Raw genomic sequence first — 19705 nt, 5'->3', positions numbered from 1 at the left:
ACGTCGTCCTTCGTCGTGGCGGACCTCGTCCTGCGTCGTGGCGGACGTTCGTCCTCCGTGTGTCGGACCGTCGTCGCGTGACTCGCCCCGCGGCAGATGTGTGCGGGGGTCTTCATGCATGCCCCGTACGGCCCGCCGAGGCCCGCGGCGGCTCAGGCTTCACCCGCTTAACCCGTCTGGTTCGCGGTCCTGACGGGCACGGCTCACGATCGTGCTTACTGCGACCGCCGCACCTCGCCGGAGCCATGGCGCGCGCCGCGACGATCGCCCCCGTCCACGAGGAAGTTCCCGGAGAAGAGGTGGGCCGGATGACGGTCTCTCCCGTCGTAGCGACGGATACCGTGTCGGCGGATGCCCTGATCACAGCCACCGCGGCGGCACCGGCCCCCGAGGAAGCGGGTGGCGTGTCGATATCCGCGTTCGACGGATCCCGCGTGCGGGTCGTCCTGATGCTGGACATCCACGACGGAACGCAGCAGGAGTTCCTGGACGCCTACGACGGCATCCGCGACCGGGTCGCCGCCGTTCCGGGACACGTCAGCGACCAGCTGTGCCAGTCTCTGGACAACCCCACCCAGTGGCTCCTCACCAGCGAGTGGGAGAGCGCGGCCCCCTTCCTGGCCTGGGTCAGCAGCGAAGAGCACATCGACACCGTCGAGCCCCTTCAGGACTACGTCCGCGACACCCACTCCCTGCGTTACAGCGTCCTGCGGGAGACCACCGGCGAGCAGCCCCCGTCCGCCGCGGCGGACGAGTCACCGCGGCTCGCTCCCCGGATCGGGAACGATGTCGTACGGCACGCTCTGACCTTCACCGTACGGCCGGGCAGCGAGGGCGAGGTCGCCCGGCTGCTGGCCGACTACTCGCCGCCCGACGCCCGGGTCGACGGCTCCGGCCGGCTGCTGCGCACCTCGGTCTTCCTGCACGGCAACCGGGTCGTGAGGGCCGTGGAGGTGCGGGGCGACCTGCAGTCCGCGCTGCGCCATGTCGCCCGGCAGCCCGGGGTGCAGGCCGTCGAGGAGGCCCTCAACCCGTATATGGAGCAGGAACGGGACCTCCGCGATCCTCGGTCCGCCCGGCGGTTCTTCACCCGGGCCGCGATGCCGGCCGTACACCACATGACGTCCCGCGGCAGGGCCGGCGCGCGCGGCGCGCGGCTGGCACTGCTCTACCCGGCCCGGGCCGGTGCCGGACTGGAACTGGCCCGGCTGCTGGCCGGCCAGGACGCGGCCGCCGTGCACGCCCCGGACAACCCGGTCCTCTCCGCCACCGTCTTCCACCGCGACGACCTCGTCGTACGGCTCGTCGACGTGGACGGCGACCCGGAGGACGCGCCCGGATACGTCCTGGGCCTGCACGGGGCCGCCCGGGCCGACGTGGCCTCCGGGACCACCAGGGCCAGCGGAAGGGCCAGCGGAGCCGGCGGGGCCAGCAGGGCGGCTGAGACCGCCGGTACCGCCGGGATCGCCGTGGCCGAGCGGCTGCTGGACACCTCCGCCGTCGGTGTCGACGGGCCCCTGACGGAGGCCCGCACGCTGTCGCTGCTGCTCGCCCGGGTCCGTATGAGGCCCCTGACCGACCGGCGCTCGTCCGACTCCTGAGCCGGACGGCCGAAGCACGCACCCCAGGAACACGCGGTCAGGCCCCACACACACCCACCGCCCACACACCCCGAACCACGCGGCCCCACCACGCGGCCGGCCAGGCCCAACGGCGCGCCCGCCGGTCTGTGTGGACACTCCCCTCCCCCACCGCCTCCTGTCACCCCGGAGTGAACGACATGACAGACCAGCAGGTACGCATCGTCTCCCTCGGCGACATCGCGCCGAACCGCCGCCGCGGCGGAGACCTCCGCGCTCTTCTCACGCCCACCACCGCCGGGTCGACCAGCGGCTTCATGGGCGTGGCGATCGTGCAGCCCGGTGACCGGATCGCCGAGCACTACCACCCGTACTCCGAGGAGTTCGTGTACGTCACCGACGGTGGGCTGGAGGTGGACCTGGACGGGGTGCCGCACTCCCTGTCCACCGGGCAGGGGCTGCTGATCCCCCAGGACATGCGCCACCGCTTCCGCAACGTCGGTGACGTCGAGGCACGCATCGTCTTCCACCTGGGGCCGCTGGCCCCGCGTCCGGAGCTCGGCCACGTCGACACGGAGGACGCCGCGGGCAACGCCCTCCCGCACGACGGGGACCACGCGGGGTGCGCCGGGCAGCACGAGCGCCCCGCCGCCGCGGCCGAGGCTGTGTCATGACCCGGCGTCGGGTCGCCGTCACGGGCATAGGCGTCGTCGCCCCGGGCGGGATCGGCGTGCCCCAGTTCTGGGGCCTGCTGTCCGACGGCCGTACGGCGACGCGCGGCATCTCCCTGTTCGACCCGGCCGGGCTGCGTTCGCGGATCGCCGCCGAGTGCGACTTCGAACCGTCCGAGCACGGGCTCGGCCTCGCCACGGTCCAGCGGTGCGACCGGTACGTGCAGTTCGCGCTCGTCGCCGCCGCCGAGGCTGTGCGGGACGCGAACCTCGACATGGAGCGGGAGGATCCCTGGCGGGCCGGCGCCACCCTGGGCACGGCGGTCGGCGGCACGACCCGGCTGGAGCACGACTACGTCCTGGTCAGCGAGCGCGGCTCGCGGTGGGACGTTGACGGCCGGCGGGCCGAGCCGCACCTGGAGCGGGCCTTCACCCCGGCGACGCTGTCGTCGGCCGTGGCCGAGGAGTTCGGCGTGCACGGCCCGGTGCAGACCGTGTCCACCGGGTGCACGTCGGGCCTGGACGCGGTGGGATACGCCTACCACGCGGTCGCCGAGGGACGCGTCGACGTGTGCCTGGCGGGCGCGGCGGACTCGCCGATCTCACCGATCACCATGGCCTGCTTCGACGCCATCAAGGCGACCTCGCCCAACAACGACGACCCCGCGCACGCCTCCCGGCCCTTCGACGCCGACCGCAACGGCTTCGTCATGGGAGAGGGCGCCGCCGTGCTCGTCCTGGAGGACCTGGAGCACGCCCGGGCCCGTGGTGCGGACGTGTACTGCGAGATCTCGGGCTACGCCACCTTCGGCAACGCCTACCACATGACCGGGCTCACCAAGGAGGGCCTGGAGATGGCACGGGCCATCGACACGGCACTCGACATGGCCGAACTCGACGGCTCCGCCATCGACTACGTCAACGCGCACGGCTCCGGCACCCAGCAGAACGACCGCCACGAGACCGCGGCCGTCAAACGCTCGCTGGGCGAGCACGCCTACGCGACGCCGATGAGCTCGATCAAGTCCATGGTGGGCCACTCGCTGGGCGCGATCGGCTCGATAGAGCTGGCCGCGTGCGTACTGGCGATGGCCCACCAGGTGGTGCCGCCCACGGCCAACTACACGACTCCCGACCCCGAGTGCGACCTGGACTACGTGCCGCGCGAGGCACGGGAGCGGACGCTGCGGCACGTGCTGTCGGTGGGCAGCGGCTTCGGCGGCTTCCAGTCCGCCGTCGTACTGAGCGGTTGTGAAGGAGGGCTGCGATGAGCGGACCACAACGGAACACGCGCCGTCAGCGGGACGGCGGCGGCCACGAGGGCGCCGGCGGGCGCGAGTACGGCGGCAGGCGTGCCGTCGTCACCGGACTCGGCGTGGTGTCCCCGCACGGCATCGGGGCGGAGGCGTTCTGGAAGGCGGCCGAGGACGGCACCAGCAGCCTCGGGCCCGTCACCCGCGAGGGCTGCGACCATCTGCCGCTACGGGTCGCGGGCGAGGTACGCGGCTTCGACGCGGCCGAGACGGTCGAGGAGCGCTACCTCGTCCAGACCGACCGCTTCACGCACTTCGCACTGACCGCCACCCATCTCGCCCTGACCGACGCCCGGTTCGGGCGCGCCGACGTCGAGTCGCCGTACTCGGTGGGCGTGGTCACCGCCGCCGGGTCGGGCGGCGGCGAGTTCGGCCAGCGGGAGCTGCAGAACCTGTGGGGCCAGGGCTCGCGGTATGTCGGCCCCTACCAGTCGATCGCCTGGTTCTACGCCGCCAGCACCGGCCAGGTCTCCATCCGCAACGACTTCAAGGGCCCCTGCGGGGTCGTGGCCGCCGACGAGGCGGGCGGCCTGGACGCCCTGGCACACGCGGCGCTCGCCGTACGGAACGGCACCGACACGGTGGTCTGCGGCGCGACGGAGGCGCCGTTGGCTCCGTACTCGATCGTCTGCCAGCTGGGCTATCCCGAGCTGAGCCGTGCCGGCGAACCCGACCGTGCCTACCGTCCGTTCACCGGTGCCGCCTGCGGGTTCGCGCCGGCCGAGGGCGGTGCCGTGCTCGTGGTCGAGGAGGAGGCGGCGGCCCTGGACCGCGGGGCGGACGTGCGGGCGACGGTGGCCGGACACGCGGCGACCTTCACCGGGCCGTCCCGCTGGGCGGAGTCCCGGGCCGGGCTGGCCCGCGCGATCGAGGGCGCGCTGGCCGAGGCCGGGTGCCGGCCCGAGGAGGTGGACGTGGTGTTCGCGGACGCCCTCGGCGTCCCGGAGGCCGACCGGGCCGAGGCCCTGGCGCTCGCGGACGCGCTCGGCGCGCACGCGCGGCACGTGCCGGTCACCGCGCCCAAGACCGGGACCGGGCGGGCGTACTGCGCGGCACCGGTGCTGGACGTGGCGACCGCGGTGCTCGCCATGGAGCACGGGCTGGTCCCGCCCACCCCGCACGTGTTCGACGTGTGCCACGACCTGGACGTGGTGTCCGGCCGCGCCCGGCCCGCCGAGATCCGCACGGCCCTGGTCCTCGGCCGCGGGCTCATGGGTTCCAACTCGGCACTCGTCGTACGACGGGGCGGCACCGCGCCGTCCGCGAGCGGATGAGGGCCGACCGATGACGAACCTGACGTCCGGCGTCCGGCGTCCGGCGTCCGGCGTCCGGCGTCCAACCCGACCAACGCCAATCCCGAGTGAGCGCCGCCTCCCGGCGAGCACCGACCGAGTGAAGGAGCAACCCGCATGACCGACCAAGTCGACTACCAGGTGACCGTCGAGGAACTGGCGACGCTGATGAAGCGCACCGCCGGCGTGCACGTCGACCCCGTCACCCTCCAGCAGCAGGCCGACGACGGTTTCGACACCTTCGGTCTGGACTCCCTCGGCCTGCTGGGCATCGTGGCCGAGCTGGAGAAGCGGTACGGGCTGGGTCTGCCGGAGCAGGCCGAGCGCTGCAAGACGCCCGCGGATTTCCTCTTGCTGATCAACGGCGCCCTGAAGACGGGAGTGTGACGTGGCAGGCCACACCGACAACGAGATCACCATCGCCGCGCCGATGGAGCTGGTCTGGGACATGACCAACGACATCGACAACTGGCCCCGGCTGTTCAGCGAGTACGCCTCCGTGGACGTGCTCGACCGCGACGGCGACCGTGTCACGTTCCGGCTCACCATGCACCCGGACGAGCAGGACCGGGTGTGGAGCTGGGTGTCCGAGCGCGTCGCCGACCCGACGACCCGCACCGTCCGCGCCCACCGGGTCGAGACCGGCCCCTTCCAGTACATGAACATCGTCTGGGAGTACACCGAGACGGCGGACGGCACCCGGATGCGCTGGATCCAGGACTTCGCGATGAAGCCGGAGGCGCCCGTCGACGACGCCGGGATGACCGACAACATCAACCGCAACTCGCGTACGCAGATGGCGCTGATCCGGGACCGGATCGAGCAGGCCGCGGGCGAGCGACGGACCGCCTCGGTACTCGCCGACTGATACCCGGCCGACCGACACCCGGCCGGCCGGCATCGAGCCGACCCCGGCACCGAGCCGACGCCGACCGACACGAGTCGACCGACACCGACGGAGGGCATCTCCCCATGCACCACACCCTGATCGTCGCCCGGATGGCACCGGGCGCGGCGCCGGACATCGCGAAGGTGTTCGCCGAGTCCGACAGCGGCGAGCTGCCCCACCTGGTGGGGGTCGACCGGCGCAGTCTCTTCGAGTTCGGTGACGGCGTGTACCTGCACCTCATCGAGAGCGAGGCCGACCCGGCCCCCGCCATCGGCAGACTGACCGGACATCCGGAGTTCCGCCAGGTCAGCGAGCGGCTCGAACCGTACGTGTCGGCGTACGACCCGGCGACCTGGCGCGGTCCGAAGGACGCGATGGCGCGTTGCTTCTACCGCTGGGAGCGGACCACCGCCGGCTGACGGACCGCCGCCTCCCCCACCGCGTCGGGGCTGCCCGGGTTCTTCCCGCGCAGCCCCGACGCACGTGTGCGCGTACGACGGGACCCGGACGCCTCGCGGACTCCTCGGAATATCGAAAGGTTGTACGGCTCGAACCGAACCCGCGTGTGAGAAGCCGCACTTCATGTCCTCCGACGGTTTCGCACATCCTTCCGCTTTGATCTTGGGGGGTACAAAAGCACACAGGAGACCACTGTGCGCCCCGCCGACCAGTAGAGAGGACGCACGACGTGGGCCGATCCACAGCCCGCCGGTCACGCCGAAGAAACACCTCGGAGAGTGATGGGCGCGTGTCCCGCGCCCGCAGGCGGCGGCGCCGCAGAACCGGCCGGACGGTCCTGGCCGGCCTGACCTTCGGTGCCGTACTGCTCGCGGGGGGCGCGGCCTTCGCGTACTGGCGGGACACCGGGCCCCAGGCCACGGACGACCAGGTGGCCGACGTCGCCGACGCGCTGGACGCCGCCGGGGCGCCGTCCGGGTCGTCGAGTCCTTCCTCGTCGCCGTCGGTGAAGGCCTCCCCGTCGCCCTCTCCCTCCCCCAGCACCATCGCCATTCCCCCGACCGGCCCGGGCACCTTCGTCACCGCCGACGCCGACGGTTCGACCGTGGGCACGGGCAGCCGCGTACGCCGTTACAAGGTCCTGGTCGAGGAGGGCATCGACGTCCGGGCGAGCGAGGCCGCGGCCGAGATATCGGACGTGCTCGCCCACCGCCGGGGCTGGACCCGGGACGGGACGAACTCCTTCCGGCTGGTGAGCTCCGGCTCGTTCGACTTCGTTGTGAAGATCGCCACGCCGGGCACCGTCGACGCGATCTGCGGCCAGTGGGGCCTCGACACCGGGGGCGAGGTGAACTGCGCGGGCGAAAAGGACGTCGTGGTGAACCTCAAGCGCTGGGTGCTGGGCTCCCCGCAGTTCAAGGGCCCGATCGGCGAGTACCGGGCCCTGATCATCAACCACGAGGTCGGTCACCGCATCGGCCACAACCACGAGACCTGTCCCGGTCCCGGTCTGCCGGCTCCGGCGATGATGCAGCAGATCAAGGGCCTCAAGGGGTGTGTCGCCAACGCCTGGCCCTACGACGACGACGGCGACTACCTGAGCGGACCCTCGGTCCCCTGAACCACCCGCGGACCCCACCGCGACCACCGTCCGCGGACCACCCGAGGACGACCTGGCGGGGCGTTCGGCGGAGGGTTCGCGGGACAGCGGGCGGGGCGCGGGGTGATGATCGGCTCATGACCACCACACCGCGCTTCGACCCTCGCACCCTCCTGGCGGAGAGCCGGCTCGGCGTGCTGGCGACGATCAAGTCGGACGGCCGCCCGCAGCTCTCCCCCGTCATGCCCGCCTACGACCCGGAGGCCGGCGTCGTCCGCGTCTCCACCCGCGAAGGGCTGGCCAAGACGGCGAACCTGCGCCGGGACCCGCGGGCCGCCCTGGAGGTGACCGCCCCGGACGGCAGGTCCTGGGCCACCGCCGAAGGCGTCGTGACCCTCACCGGTCCCGGCATCGACCCGCACGGGCCGGAGGTCGGGGCACTGGTGGAGTACTACCGCGCCGCCGCCGGCGAACACCCGGACTGGGACGAGTACCGGATGACGATGGTGTCCGAGCGCCGCGTGCTGCTCACGATGTCGGTCGAGCGCGTGTACGGGGCCGACCTCGGCTGAAGTGATGTTCTGTGCCCGAGCGGTGATGGATCCGTCCGCCGTTTGCGTACCTCCTGGCGACAAGCACGAGTACCGGTCACGAGTACGACTCGTCGGCGAGTCTCTCGCGTCGCCCCTGGAGGAACCATGCGCCTGTCCCGCGACAGGATCGGAGTCGTCGTCCTGTTCGGTGCGATGACCCTGACCCTCACCGCTCTGGCCTTCCCAGCCGTGCTCGGTCTGGACGGGGCCGACGGTGACCAGAACCGTGTCGTCGCGAGCACGGAGTTCGGGCCGCTCACGGAGGCCGACCGCGACTTCGTGGTCAAGGTCCGGGCCGCCGGGCTGTGGGAGTATCCGCTGGGCGAGATGGTGATGGAGCGCGGTACGTCGAAGGCGATGAAGACCGCCGGCGAGCATCTGGTCGTCGGCCACGCCGGGCTGGACGCGATGTGCCGGGAGATCTCTCCCGAACTGGGCATCACGCTGCCCAACAGGGCCTCTCCCCAGCAGGAGGGCTTCGTGGCGACGGTGGACGCCAAGAGCGGCGAGGAGTTCGACTCGTCGGCGGTCAACATCATGCGGGTGACCCACGGCCGGATCTTCCCGGCGATCGCCGAGATCCGGGCCACCACCAAGAACACGCTCGTGCGGCAACTGGCCGACCTGGCCAACGACACCGTCCTGGACCACATCACGGTGCTGGAGAAGACCGGGCTGGTCGAGTACGACCGGGTCACCTTCCAGCAGACCGGTCCGGCGAAACTACCGAGGGAGAAGGTCACCCCGCCCCCGCCGCAGCCGGGAGAGCGGGTGCTCGTGCTCAAGCCGCGGCCCGACCTGAACGTGAACACGGCCTCCCCGTCGCCCACCCCCTCGCCAGCGGCCCCGTGACGTGCCGTGCCCCTGCAGCGTCAGGCGTCGCGGGCCGCTGTGACGTCCGCCGCCCAGCCGAGCGGATGCGGCTGGGGGTCGTCCGGTGCCGGGGCGAGGGGCTCGCCGCCCGCCTCGCTGAAGGCGGTGAGCGCCTCGACGAGCGCCGCCCGCTGACGGGGCTCGAGCCGTTCGACGATCGCGGCGACCTCGGTGCGGCGCCGGGCACTGACGTTCTCGACGGTGCGTCGGCCCTCGTCGGTGAGTCGGAGGAGGGTCTCGCGCCGGTTGTCGGGGTTTGTCTGCCGGTCGGCGAGCCCGGCCGCGATCAGCCGGTCGACCATGCGCATCGCCGTGGACGGGGCGACCTGGAGATGGTCGGCGAGCGCGACCAACTTGGTGGCGCCCCTGGTGGCGAGCACCATCAGCATCCGGAACTGGGGCAGCGTCACCCGCTCCTCCACCTCGGCGAGCGACCTCGCGGAGACGGCCACCAGCAGTCGCGACGCGGCCAGTACGGCCCCGGTGACCGCGTCGACGTCGTCCAGGCCCCCGATGGGCATCTCACGCTCCGGCATGGGTCCTTTCTACCGTGCCGGCGTTCCCGCCCATCCACCTGATCGCGCGTCAGGGTGCCGCTCCGGTGACCGGATCCACGCAAAGGGAGCGGCGGAGACCGTCGATCCGCCTCTCCCTGTACAAAGAGGGACGCGGAAGGTGGTTCTCGTCCCGGAACGAGCGTCAGCAGCCAGGACGGTCACCGGGTTCGGCAGCCGCCACCCGGGAACAGCCCGGCGTCTTCGCACGTTCACGGGATTGGCGGTGGACGGCGACAAGGCGTCGTTCCGCGCAGCCGGGCGGGCCGTCCCCATGTACGGCGCGCGCAGTGGGTGGGAGAGAGAGCGTCCGGGGGCCCTGGCGATCACTTTTTGCACTGTGCAATGATCCGACGGGCGACCGGCCCGCGACCGCGTGCTGTACGGCGCCCAGGAGTGACACCGGCACCTGTGCCCCGGCACCCGACGGCGCGGGACGACGCACCGGGGGCGTGGGCGGGCCCCGCCGTCCCGCTCACACTCACGCCCGGCCGCCGTACGGGCCGAAGAAGAGAGGAAGAGCGGGACCATGACCGCTTCGGGGCCGGACAGCGGCGCCACGCCGGACGAGCCGGACGGTACGCCGTCCGTACCGGAGTACGTCTGGCGGCAGTTCCTGGACGACGACGAGCGCGCCATCCGCGCCTCCGCCCCGAGGGAACCCGCCGCACGGGACCGGACACCCGGTTGGCGCCCCCTGCCTCCGGACGGCACGGACAGCACGGACAGCACGGACAGCACGGACAGCACGGACACGACCATGAAGACGTCCATCGGCCGTCCGTCCGACGTGATCGGCGAGCCGTGGCACCCGGAGGATCCGGGTGCCGGCACGGCCTGGCGTGAACTGGACGGCCGCGCCCGGGTCCGGCGGGTCGGCCGGGTGATCGGCACGGCCGCGGCGGTCGCCCTCGCCCTGACCGCGTGGTCGCAGCTGTCCACCGGGACCGGCACCCCGGGCGGCGGGCCGGCCGACACGATCGGGCAACACCTGGAGGAGGGTCCCGTCCTGCCCACCGCCGCCTCCCTCGCGCCGACGGCCTCCGGCGACGCGACCCCCGCGGTCTTCGAATCCACCCCGTCCGTGGTCCCCCGGGCGTCCTACTCCGCCTGGACTCTCGACTGAACCGGGCTCGACGCGGGTGCGACGACACCCGCATCCGCATCCCCATCCGCATCTACTGATCGGCAGCCCGCTCCGGTTGGCTTGTGCCGGTGGGCGTCAGGCGCTGTGCTTGCGGGACGCCGTCTTCTTGGCGGTGCTCCTGCCGGCGCCCGTCGCCTTCGGGGCGGCGGTCTTCGCCGCACTCCTCTTCGCAGGCTGGGCGGACCTCCCCGTCGACTTCTTCGCGTCGGTCTTCTTCCTGTCGGTGTTCTTCGCCGCCGTGCTCTTCCCTGCCGTCTTCTTCGCGGTCGTCGTCTTGCCTGTCGTCTTCCGCGCCGCCGGCTTCTGCCCCGCCGCCGTCTTCTGCTCCGCCGCCGGCTTCTGCTCCGCCGCCGACGTCGACTTCTTGCCGCCGGTCTCCTTGGGCGTCCACCGGGATGCCGCCCCGCGCTGCGGCAGCGTCCTGACCTCGGCCTCCTCGGCGGGGCCGGACGCCTCCCCGCCCCGGGACCCGCGGGCCGCCCGCACGCTGTTCTCCAGCGCGGCCATCAGGTCGAGCACCTTGCCGGACGGTGCCGCCTCGTGGGTCTGAGGGGGCGCCTCCCCGGCGGCTTTCGCGGCGATGACCTCTTCCAGGGCCTCGCGGTACTCGTCGTGCAGGTCGTCCAGGTCGATCTCGCCGAGCGTGGCCATCAGGGCGTCCGCGAGGTCCAGTTCCTGGTCGCGGACGGTGACACCGGCGTCCGGGGCGACGACCTCGGGGGCGCGCACCTCGTCCGGCCAGAGCAGGCCGTGCATCACGATGGCGTCGCCGACGACCCGGAGCATGCCGAGGCGCTCACGGCCCCGCAGCGCGAACTTGGCGACGGCGACCCGGTTGCTGCGCCCCAGCGCCTCGCGCAGCAGCGTGTACGGCTTGGCGGCGGGGGCGCCGCTCGCCGCGAGGTAGTACGCGGAGCCCATCTGGAGCGGGTCGACGCGCTCCCTCGGCACGAAGGCCACGATCTCGATCGTCCGCGCGGTCGGGACCGGCAGCTGGGCCAGGTCCTCGTCGGTGATCGGGATCATGGAACCGTCGGCGTCCTCGTATGCCCTGCCGATCTCGTCCTGGCCGACCTCGCGGTCCTCCAGCTCACAGACCTTGCGGTAGCGGATGCGTCCGCCGTCCTCCGTGTGGATCTGGCGGAAGGAGACCGAGTGGCTCTCCGTCGCGTTGATCAGCTTGACCGGGATACCGACCAGACCGAAGGAGATCGCGCCGTTCCAGATGGATCGCACGTGCAGCACCCCTTTCCGGTCGGTCGACCGCTGGACGACCATCGGGCGGTTTGTCCGCGATTCGTGAGATTCTCATGGTATGGCGCCTATCACAGAGGTGGAGGGGCGACGGATCGCCCTCAGCAACCTGGACAAGGTGCTGTATCCGGCGACCGGCCTCACCAAGGGTGAGCTGCTGCACTACTACGCGACGACCGCGCAAGTGCTGCTGCCGCATCTACGGGACCGTCCGGTCTCCTTCCTGAGGTATCCGGACGGACCGGACGGCCAGGTGTTCTTCACCAAGAACGTGCCGCCGGGTACGCCCGACTGGGTCACCACGGCCGAGGTGCCCCGGTCGGAGGGGCCGGCGCGGATGGTGCTGGTGCAGGACCTGGCGAGCCTGATGTGGGCGGCGAACCTGGTGACCGAGTTCCACACACACCAGTGGACCGCGGACGATCCCGACGAGGCCGACCGGTTGGTCTTCGACCTCGACCCCGGGCCGCCCGCGACCGTCGTGCAGTGCTGCGAGGTCGCCCTGTGGCTGCGGGAGCGGCTGGCGGCCGACGGGATCGAGGCGTACGCCAAGACGTCCGGGGCGAAGGGGCTGCATCTGCTGGCCGGGGTGCGGGGGTCGTCGTCGGAGCGGGTGTCGGAGTACGCGAAGGCGCTGGCGGTGGAGGCGGAGCGGGCGCTGCCGCGGCAGGTGGTGCACCGGATGACGCGCAGCCTGCGGCCGGGGAAGGTGTTCGTCGACTGGAGCCAGAACGCGGCACGCAAGACCACGGCCACTCCGTACACGATGCGGGCGCGTTCCCAGCCGGCGGTCTCGACGCCGGTGACGTGGGACGAGGTGGCCGGGTGCCGGAGCGCGGAGCAGTTCGTCTTCCGGGCGGACGACGTCGGGCCGCGGGTGCGGGACTACGGCGATCTGCTGGCACCGCTGTTCGAGCGGCGGCGAGCGGCACCCCTGCCCTGACCGGCGTGCGGCACCCTGCCCTGCCCCTCGCACCCTGCCCCGCGAACGGCTCCCCCGCCACGGCCCTGGCCCCACCCGCGACCGCTCTCAGACGCGCGTCCAGGTGGTGCGGTCACGGGCCATGGCGTGCAGGGCCTCCACGTCCACCGGTTTGAGCACCCCGCCCGGGCGGGCCAGGCCGGGCAGCTCCTCGCCCGTGAGGACGCGGACCGAACGGGGCGGGCCCGCGACGACCACGTGCGCCGCGCCGACGAGGACGGGACGGACCTCGGCCGTCAGGGCGTAGGAGGCCCGGTCGGCGTCTGCGCGGACCCGGCGCAGCAGCGGAAGCGGTTCGCGGCGACCCAGCGCGACCAGGGGGTCGGCGATGCGCACACGCTGCCTGCGGGCGGACAACGCGTGGACGGCGTAGAGGCCGCCGGGGCCGATCACCAGGTGAGGTGATGGGCCCGGCCCGCCGTGCCACCAAGTAGGCATGCCACAGACCGCTCATGCCCATCACCGGTCCTCTGGACTGAGCGGGAGCAATTCCCCTGAACCATCACTCCGGTGGAGCAGGGGTTCCGCACGCCGACACCGCACCCGTGTCCCAGATCGCGCTGACCACGCTACGCCAATCGCTCCAGCACAAAGCAAGCCTTCGAGTAGACCATCACACGATCGAGTTAGTGCGACCTATGGGCGTGCCCGTTGGGCACTCGCCCCACGGACCACGGGAACAGGAGGGGTGCTGCGGGGGCAAGAACCCGGTTACCTTTGAGGTGGTCGGACGGACCTTCGGGCGGGCTGGGGAGGCGCTGGTGCGTACCCGTGGGAAGGGAGCGGACGCGCCGGCTCCGGGCCGGCCGTGGGACGAGATCGTGCCGGGGCTGTGGATGGGCGGGCACGAGTTCCAGCGGCAGGCCGGGGAGCTGGAGTTCGCCGTGGTACGGGACGAGTTCGATCTCGTGCAGACCCTGCTCCGACTGCCCGGACACGGGCCGGACCAAGGTGTCGAGCACCATGTGTGGCCGATCCCCGACGGGCCCCTCGACGGCACCCAGCTCGCGGGTGTCATCCGGCTGGCGGAGGCCGCGGGCGAGGCACTGGACAGGGGCCGCAAGGTCCTCGTCCGCTGTTACCACGGGTACAACCGCTCCGGCCTCGTCGTCGCGCACACGCTCGTGCGCCGGGGCGGTACGGCCGAGGAGGCGGTGCGGCTGATCCGTGCCCGGCGCTCGCGGTGGGCGCTGCACAACGACCTCTTCGTGGAGTACCTGCGGACCGGTCTGGACACCGCGCGGCTGCTGGAGGAGCTGGCCGAGTAGCCCGGCCCTCCGCCACGCAGGCAAAATGGACTTCCGTCCGAAAAGGGTGTAGCGGATCACCGATTCCGGTCACCTGATGTCACTGGACGACCGAACCCCTGGAGTGCAGTGCTCCCGAGCCGCCGTGGCCGCTGCGCCCGCGTCCCCGCCGCCCTCGCGCCGCTCCTGGTGACCGTGGCGGCCGGAGCGCTGGCCGCCTGCGGTGACTCGGGACGGGCTGCGGAGCGCGGGCGCGACACCGGCCGCGCAGAGCCCGGCGTGCGCGCAGTGCGTGAGCATCTGCTCAGCCTGCACAGCCGTCGGATACACAGGCCCGGCGGGCCGGCCGCTGCCCCGATGGCGCAGTGCGGCGGGCGGTCCGTGGTGGGCGCTCCTAAGGTGGCGGTTAGTCACCTGAAGACCCGTTGGCTCCCCACTCCCCGGGAGGTACTCCCATGTCCCTGCTGTCCGCACTGTCCCCGCGTTCACCGCTCCTGCGCGGCCTCGCCACCGCCGTCGCCGCCGGCGCGCTCGCCACCGCCGTCGCCGTCACGCCCGCCGTCGCGAACGACGAGTGGGGTGGCGGGGACTCCGGCTCCGACAGCGCCACCACCAGCCCCTCCGGCGGGAACGGCGGTGGAAACGGAGGAGGTGACGGAGGAGGGGGCAGCGGCGGGAACGGCGGTGGCCACGGGGCCGGGAACGACGGCCGCCAGGAGCAGGGCAGCTACCGCGGCGTCGTCACGGCCGACCGGCTCGCCCTGCGCACCTCGCCGGCCCGCGGCTCGGACGTCATCCGGTACGCCCACCGCGGCGAGACCGTGCACATCTACTGCAAGACCCCCGGCGACAAGGTGAAGGGCAACCCGCTCTGGTACCTCCTGACGGACGGCACCTGGGCCTGGGGCGCGGCCCGCTACATCGACAACGTCGGGCCCGCGCCGCGCTGGTGCTGATGCGAACGACTCACACACCGCACCATTTGGGTAAGTTCCGGACATGACCAAGGCCGGAACCGGAACCGGAATCACCGTGGCACAGGCGGACACGCCCGCTCCCGTCGCCCGCCTCCCCCGGCGCCGTGGCATCGAACTCTCACTCATTCTCACGGCCGTCCTGCTGTCGGTGTTCGGCTACTGCAACGTCGGTCTCGCCCAGCACGGCACCCTCCCGCCCGGCGCCGCCGGTTACGGCGCCGGGCTCGGTGTGCTCGCGCTCCTCGCCCATCTGGCGGTACGGCTGCGCGCCCCCTGGGCCGACCCGCTCCTGCTGCCCATCGGGGTACTGCTCAACGGCCTCGGTCTGGTGCTGATCTACCGGCTCGACCTGGAGACGCCCGGCGACCGGGCGGCCCCCGCCCAGCTGGTGTGGTCGACGCTGGGCGTCGGGCTGTTCATCGTGGTCGTGCTGCTCCTGCGCGACCACCGCGTGCTCCAGCGCTACGCCTACGTCAGCGTCGCCGCCGCGCTCGTCCTGCTCACCGTGCCGATCTTCTTCCCGGCCGTGAACGGCGCCCGCATCTGGATCCGGGTCGAGGGTTTCTCCATCCAGCCCGGCGAGTTCGCGAAGGTGCTGCTCGCGGTGTTCTTCGCCGCCTACCTGGCAGCGAACCGCAGCGCGCTGGCGTACGCGGGGCGCCGGGTGTGGCGGCTCCAGCTGCCCACCGGCCGCGTCCTCGGTCCGATCGTCGCGGTCTGGCTGGTCAGCGTCGGCGTCCTGGTCCTGGAGCGCGACCTCGGCACCTCGCTGCTCTTCTTCGGCCTGTTCGTCGTCCTTCTCTACGTCGCCACCGGCCGCACCGGCTGGATCGCCGTCGGCCTGGTGCTGGCCTCGCTGGGCGCGGTCGCGGTGGGCTGGCTGGAGCCGCACGTGCACAGCAGAGTGGAGGACTGGCTGCACCCCTTCGCGTCGATCGAGGCGGGCCGGGGACCCAACCAGCTGGCCCAGTCGCTGTTCGCCTTCGCGGCGGGCGGGGTGACCGGCACGGGCCTGGGCCTCGGCCACTCCGTCCTGATCGGCTTCGCCGTCAAGTCGGACTTCATCCTGGCGACCGCCGGGGAGGAGCTGGGCTTCCTGGGCCTGACCGCGATCTTCCTCCTGTACGCGCTGCTGGTGGAGCGCGGCTACCGGGCGGGGCTCAGGGCCCGCGACCCCTTCGGCCGGCTGCTCGCGGTCGGCCTCTCCTCGATCGTGGCGCTCCAGGTGTTCGTCATCGCGGGCGGGGTGACCGGGCTGATCCCGCTGACCGGCATGGCGATGCCGTTCCTGGCCCAGGGCGGCTCCTCGGTCGTCACCAACTGGGCGATCGTGGCGCTGCTGATCCGGGTCAGCCACGCGGCCCGCAGCCAGGCCGGCCAGGCCGACGGGCAGGTGGCGCCGTGAGAGCCGGGAAGCTCCGGTGACCCGGAACATCCGGCACGCCGCCGCCTTCTGCGCCCTGCTGTTGGTCGCCCTGCTGGTGAACGCGGCCCGGGTGCAGATCGTCCAGGCCCCGGAGTACGACGACAACCCGGCCAACCGCCGCCCGGACATCGCCCGCTACCAGCAGCCGCGCGGCGACATCCTGGTCGGTGGCGAGCCGGTCACCGGCTCCCGGGACACCGGCGAGCACCTGCGCTTCGAACGGACGTACCAGGACGGGCCGATGTACGCGCCGATCACCGGCTTCGCCTCGCAGGCGTACGGGACGACCCTGCTGGAGGGCGCCGAGGACGGCCTCCTGTCCGGCGCCGACCCGCTGCTCGCCCCGCTCCCCCTCTGGAACGACGTCACGGGCGCCCCCAACCCGGGCGGCGACGTCGTGACGACGATCGACGCGGCCGCGCAGCGGGCCGCGTTCGAGGGGCTCGGCCGGCGCAAGGGGGCGGTGGCCGCGATCGAGCCGACGACCGGCCGCATCCTGGCACTGGTGTCCACGCCGTCGTACGACCCCCAGCTGCTGTCGGGGAACAGCGCGGCCGCCACCCGGACCTGGGACCGGCTGAACAGCGACCCGGACCGGCCGATGCTCAACCGGGCCGTGCGCCGTACCTACCCGCCCGGTTCGACCTTCAAGGTGGTCACCGCGGCGGCGGCGCTGGACTCGGGCGTCGTCCGGGACCTCGACGCGCCGACCCGCTCCCCCGCCCCGTACACCCTGCCCGGGACTCGGACCAGGCTCACGAACGAGGCCGACGGATGCCGGGACGCGTCGCTGCGGGAGGCCTTCGAGTGGTCCTGCAACACGGTGTTCGCCAAGCTCGGCGTGGACGTGGGCGTGCGTGCCATGGCGGCGACGGCGGAGGCCTTCGGCTTCAACGACTCCCGGCTGCGCATCCCCTTCGCCGTCTCGCGGAGCACCTTCGACACCTCGGTGGACCGGGCACAGCTCGGGCTGTCGTCGATCGGGCAGTACAACACGCGGGCGACTCCGCTGCAGATGGCGATGGTGGCGGCCGCGGTGGCCGACGGCGGCCAGGTGCGCTCGCCGTACCTGGTGGAACGGACCCTGCGGGCGGGCGGCAGCATCCTGGCGACGGCGGGGCCCGGGCCCTCGCGGGAGGCGATGCGACCGTCGACGGCCGCGCGGCTGAAGGAGCTGATGACCGGCGTGGTGGAGAACGGCACCGGCGCGATCGCCGCCATCCCCGGCGCCACCGTCGGCGGCAAGACCGGCACCGCGCAGCACGGGGTGGGCAACTCGGGCGCCCCGTACGCGTGGTTCGTCTCCTGGGCGCAGGGCGACGACGACCTGGAGCCGAGGGTGGCGGTCGCGGTGGTGGTCGAGGGCTCGGCTGCGGACCGCGAGGACATCAGCGGCAGCGGGCTGGCGGCACCGATCGCGCGGGCGGTGATGGAGGCGGTACTCACGTCGTGAGACGGGGGTACCACGGCGCGAACGGGCCGTACGCCTTCACACTGCGGACGTCGTTGCGGGCAGGGTCGTCGGTACTGGAGGCGGGTGCGGTGCCGGAGGGACTGGGCTGCCCGGTCTAGCGACGGCGGTTGACGGCGGTGAGGTCGATGTCGATGGTGAACGGAACGGTGAGCTTGAGGCGGTTGTGGAAGATGCCGGTCAGGCCGTAGGCCGCGGTGGCGGGGTCGATCTCGTAGACGTATACGACCGGAAGTCCGTCGTTCTCCTCGACCCGCCAGTAGTGAGGGATACCCGCACGCGCGTACTTCTGGGGTTTTACCTCACGGTCCCGGTCCTCCGACTCCTCGGAGACGACCTCGACCGCGATCACGACGTCCTCCGGCCGGTACCAGGTCTGCTTCGGACCCGCGTCCGCGTCGGCACGGAACACCAGAACATCGGGCTCCGGCCGATTGCGCTTGTTGAGTTTGATCGTCATCTCCCGGATGACATCGAGCTCCTCCGGCGCCTGGGCCAGCAGGGCGTTGTCCAGCAGGCGGATGGCGCGTGAGTGGGAATTCGTCTGCGGACCCACGAAGACAAGACTCCCGTCGATCAGCTCCGTATGCGGAGGCAGGTTGGGAAGCTCGTCGAGGTCGTCCGCCGTCCAGCCGCCCTCCGGCGGGCGCGGCCACTCGTAGTCGTCGTCCAGCCCGTAGTCACGTCCGGCGCTCATGATCGCTCCCGTGCGCTGGAGTCTGCCTGGCTCTGCCAGCGTACCCAGGGAGAACGTCGACTCTTCGATCCATCAGCTGATCCGACACCGCGCCGTTGACGCCCGGCCTCACCTTTACCCACGGTCGACAAGTCCCGCCCAAGGGATTGACGGGCTTACTGACGCGCAGTCTCATAAGACGGAGCGAGTGGAGTGACCGCCGGTAACACGGACCGTACGACGAGGTGGGACAGCCATGACGACCCTGACGGAAGCCGACGCGCTCGACGGTCTGCGCGACGCTCTCGGCCTGCTCAAGGACCGGGAGCAGGTGGCCGAACGGCTGCTCGCCTCTTCCGCCAAGCACTCCTTCGACCCGGACAGGGAGCTGGACTGGGAGGCGCCCTTCGAGGAGGGGAAGTGGTTCTGGCCGCCGGAGCTGGTGTCGCTGTACGACACCCCGCTCTGGAAGCGGATGAGCGAGGAGCAGCGCATCGCGCTCTCCCAGCACGAGGCCGCGGCGCTCGCCTCGCTCGGCATCTGGTTCGAGCTGATCCTCATGCAGCTGCTGGTGCGGCACATCTACGACAAGTCGGCGACGAGCGCGCACGTGCGCTACGCGCTGACCGAGATCGAGGACGAGTGCCGGCACTCGAAGATGTTCGCCCGGCTCATATCGCGCGGCGAGACGCCGTGGTACCCGGTGAGCCCCCTGCACCAGCACCTGGGCCGCCTGTTCAAGACGATCTCCACCACGCCCGGCTCCTTCACCGCCACGCTGCTCGGCGAGGAGATCCTGGACTGGATGCAGCGGCTGACCTTCCCCGACGAGAGGATCCAGCCGCTGATCCGGGGCGTCACACGCATCCACGTCGTGGAGGAGGCCCGTCACGTGCGCTACGCCCGTGAGGAGCTGCGCCGACAGATGGTGACGGCCCCGAAGTGGTCGCGGGAGTTCACCCGGGTCACCTCCGGCGAGTTCGCCCGCGTCTTCTCCGTGGCCTTCGTCAACCCCGAGGTCTACACGAACGTCGGCCTGGACGGGCGCGAGGCCATGGCCCAGGTCAAGGCCAGCGGCCACCGCCGCGAGATCATGCAGACCGGCGCGAAGCGGCTGACCGACTTCCTGGACGACATCGGCGTGCTGCGGGGCGTCGGACGACGGCTGTGGAGGTCTTCGGGGCTGCTGGCGTAGGCACCGG

General features: G+C 72.1%; 20 protein-coding genes and 1 pseudogene. 17 read left to right on the top strand and 4 right to left on the bottom strand.

The genetic code is table 11. The features are described 5' to 3' along the window. The first annotated feature begins 308 nt into the window (after positions 1 to 308). The 10 genes from ABEA26_RS04145 to ABEA26_RS04100 all read left to right on the top strand — a co-directional run bounded on the left by ABEA26_RS04145 (position 309) and on the right by ABEA26_RS04100 (position 8748). Positions 309 to 1601, top strand: coding sequence for a SchA/CurD-like domain-containing protein (locus tag ABEA26_RS04145; RefSeq protein ID WP_345589301.1), 1293 nt, complete (start codon positions 309 to 311; stop codon positions 1599 to 1601). A gap of 179 nt (positions 1602 to 1780) precedes the next feature. After that, positions 1781 to 2254: a cupin domain-containing protein gene (locus tag ABEA26_RS04140; RefSeq protein ID WP_345589299.1), complete on the top strand. Its 474-nt coding sequence runs from the start codon at positions 1781 to 1783 to the stop codon at positions 2252 to 2254. Continuing rightward, positions 2251 to 3522: a beta-ketoacyl-[acyl-carrier-protein] synthase family protein gene (locus ABEA26_RS04135; RefSeq protein ID WP_345589297.1), complete on the top strand. Its 1272-nt coding sequence runs from the start codon at positions 2251 to 2253 to the stop codon at positions 3520 to 3522. The genes ABEA26_RS04140 and ABEA26_RS04135 overlap by 4 nt, the downstream gene beginning before the upstream one ends. Further along, on the top strand, positions 3519 to 4838 hold the full coding sequence (locus tag ABEA26_RS04130; RefSeq protein ID WP_345589296.1) for a ketosynthase chain-length factor: 1320 nt from the start codon (positions 3519 to 3521) through the stop codon (positions 4836 to 4838). The genes ABEA26_RS04135 and ABEA26_RS04130 overlap by 4 nt, the downstream gene beginning before the upstream one ends. 135 nt (positions 4839 to 4973) lie before the next feature. After that, entirely contained in the window at positions 4974 to 5243 is a 270-nt protein-coding gene (locus ABEA26_RS04125) for an acyl carrier protein (RefSeq protein WP_345589294.1), read from the top strand. A 1-nt stretch (position 5244) separates the two neighbouring features. Next, positions 5245 to 5724, top strand: a complete 480-nt coding sequence (locus tag ABEA26_RS04120) for an SRPBCC family protein (protein ID WP_345589293.1) — start codon at positions 5245 to 5247, stop codon at positions 5722 to 5724. A 104-nt stretch (positions 5725 to 5828) separates the two neighbouring features. Continuing rightward, positions 5829 to 6164, top strand: a complete 336-nt coding sequence (locus tag ABEA26_RS04115; RefSeq protein WP_345589292.1) for a TcmI family type II polyketide cyclase — start codon at positions 5829 to 5831, stop codon at positions 6162 to 6164. A gap of 329 nt (positions 6165 to 6493) precedes the next feature. Further along, positions 6494 to 7324 carry a DUF3152 domain-containing protein gene (locus tag ABEA26_RS04110; RefSeq protein ID WP_345589291.1) on the top strand — a complete coding sequence of 277 codons (831 nt, stop codon included), beginning with the start codon at positions 6494 to 6496 and terminating at the stop codon, positions 7322 to 7324. A gap of 116 nt (positions 7325 to 7440) precedes the next feature. Beyond that, positions 7441 to 7875: a PPOX class F420-dependent oxidoreductase gene (locus ABEA26_RS04105; protein ID WP_345589289.1), complete on the top strand. Its 435-nt coding sequence runs from the start codon at positions 7441 to 7443 to the stop codon at positions 7873 to 7875. Positions 7876 to 8001: 126 nt separating this feature from the next. Continuing rightward, complete coding sequence (locus ABEA26_RS04100) at positions 8002 to 8748, top strand: DUF4142 domain-containing protein (RefSeq protein ID WP_345589287.1); 747 nt, start codon at positions 8002 to 8004, stop codon at positions 8746 to 8748. Positions 8749 to 8768: 20 nt separating this feature from the next. Here ABEA26_RS04100 and ABEA26_RS04095 read toward each other — a convergent pair whose 3' ends face one another. Beyond that, entirely contained in the window at positions 8769 to 9305 is a 537-nt protein-coding gene (locus ABEA26_RS04095) for a MarR family winged helix-turn-helix transcriptional regulator (protein WP_345589285.1), read from the bottom strand. A 547-nt stretch (positions 9306 to 9852) separates the two neighbouring features. On the opposite strand from ABEA26_RS04095, the gene ABEA26_RS04090 reads away from it, so the two are divergent. Next, entirely contained in the window at positions 9853 to 10449 is a 597-nt protein-coding gene (locus ABEA26_RS04090; RefSeq protein WP_345589284.1) for a hypothetical protein, read from the top strand. Positions 10450 to 10545: 96 nt separating this feature from the next. On the opposite strand, the gene ku is transcribed toward ABEA26_RS04090, so the two are convergent. After that, positions 10546 to 11706, bottom strand: coding sequence for a non-homologous end joining protein Ku (gene ku / locus ABEA26_RS04085; protein ID WP_345589283.1), 1161 nt, complete (start codon positions 11704 to 11706; stop codon positions 10546 to 10548). A 79-nt stretch (positions 11707 to 11785) separates the two neighbouring features. Between ku and ligD the strand changes: the two genes are divergently transcribed. Continuing rightward, positions 11786 to 12667, top strand: coding sequence for a non-homologous end-joining DNA ligase (ligD, locus tag ABEA26_RS04080; RefSeq protein ID WP_345589281.1), 882 nt, complete (start codon positions 11786 to 11788; stop codon positions 12665 to 12667). 87 nt (positions 12668 to 12754) lie between these two features. Here the strand turns inward: ligD and ABEA26_RS04075 are convergent. Beyond that, a pseudogene (locus ABEA26_RS04075) lies at positions 12755 to 13105 on the bottom strand (NERD domain-containing protein); the annotation flags it as partial. Positions 13106 to 13467: 362 nt separating this feature from the next. On the opposite strand from ABEA26_RS04075, the gene ABEA26_RS04070 reads away from it, so the two are divergent. From ABEA26_RS04070 to ABEA26_RS04055, 4 genes are all read left to right on the top strand, one after another. Continuing rightward, positions 13468 to 13974, top strand: a complete 507-nt coding sequence (locus ABEA26_RS04070; RefSeq protein WP_345589280.1) for a protein-tyrosine phosphatase family protein — start codon at positions 13468 to 13470, stop codon at positions 13972 to 13974. 434 nt (positions 13975 to 14408) lie between these two features. Further along, entirely contained in the window at positions 14409 to 14909 is a 501-nt protein-coding gene (locus ABEA26_RS04065) for an SH3 domain-containing protein (RefSeq protein ID WP_345589278.1), read from the top strand. Between the two features lie 43 nt (positions 14910 to 14952). Further along, positions 14953 to 16335, top strand: coding sequence for an FtsW/RodA/SpoVE family cell cycle protein (locus ABEA26_RS04060; RefSeq protein ID WP_345589276.1), 1383 nt, complete (start codon positions 14953 to 14955; stop codon positions 16333 to 16335). A gap of 16 nt (positions 16336 to 16351) precedes the next feature. Next, a complete protein-coding gene (locus ABEA26_RS04055; protein ID WP_345589274.1) occupies positions 16352 to 17809 on the top strand; it encodes a penicillin-binding transpeptidase domain-containing protein in 1458 nt (485 codons plus the stop codon). Positions 17810 to 17924: 115 nt separating this feature from the next. Here ABEA26_RS04055 and ABEA26_RS04050 read toward each other — a convergent pair whose 3' ends face one another. Next, positions 17925 to 18524 carry a Uma2 family endonuclease gene (locus ABEA26_RS04050; protein ID WP_345589272.1) on the bottom strand — a complete coding sequence of 200 codons (600 nt, stop codon included), beginning with the start codon at positions 18522 to 18524 and terminating at the stop codon, positions 17925 to 17927. A 235-nt stretch (positions 18525 to 18759) separates the two neighbouring features. On the opposite strand from ABEA26_RS04050, the gene ABEA26_RS04045 reads away from it, so the two are divergent. Beyond that, positions 18760 to 19698, top strand: coding sequence for an AurF N-oxygenase family protein (locus tag ABEA26_RS04045; RefSeq protein ID WP_345589270.1), 939 nt, complete (start codon positions 18760 to 18762; stop codon positions 19696 to 19698). The last annotated feature ends 7 nt before the right edge of the window (positions 19699 to 19705 follow it).

The sequence above is a fragment of the Streptomyces marokkonensis genome (assembly GCF_039539045.1).
In the GTDB taxonomy this organism is placed as follows: Bacteria; Actinomycetota; Actinomycetes; order Streptomycetales; family Streptomycetaceae; genus Streptomyces; species Streptomyces marokkonensis.
Note: the sequence above shows the minus strand (reverse complement) of the source record. Positions and strands in the feature narration are given on the sequence as shown.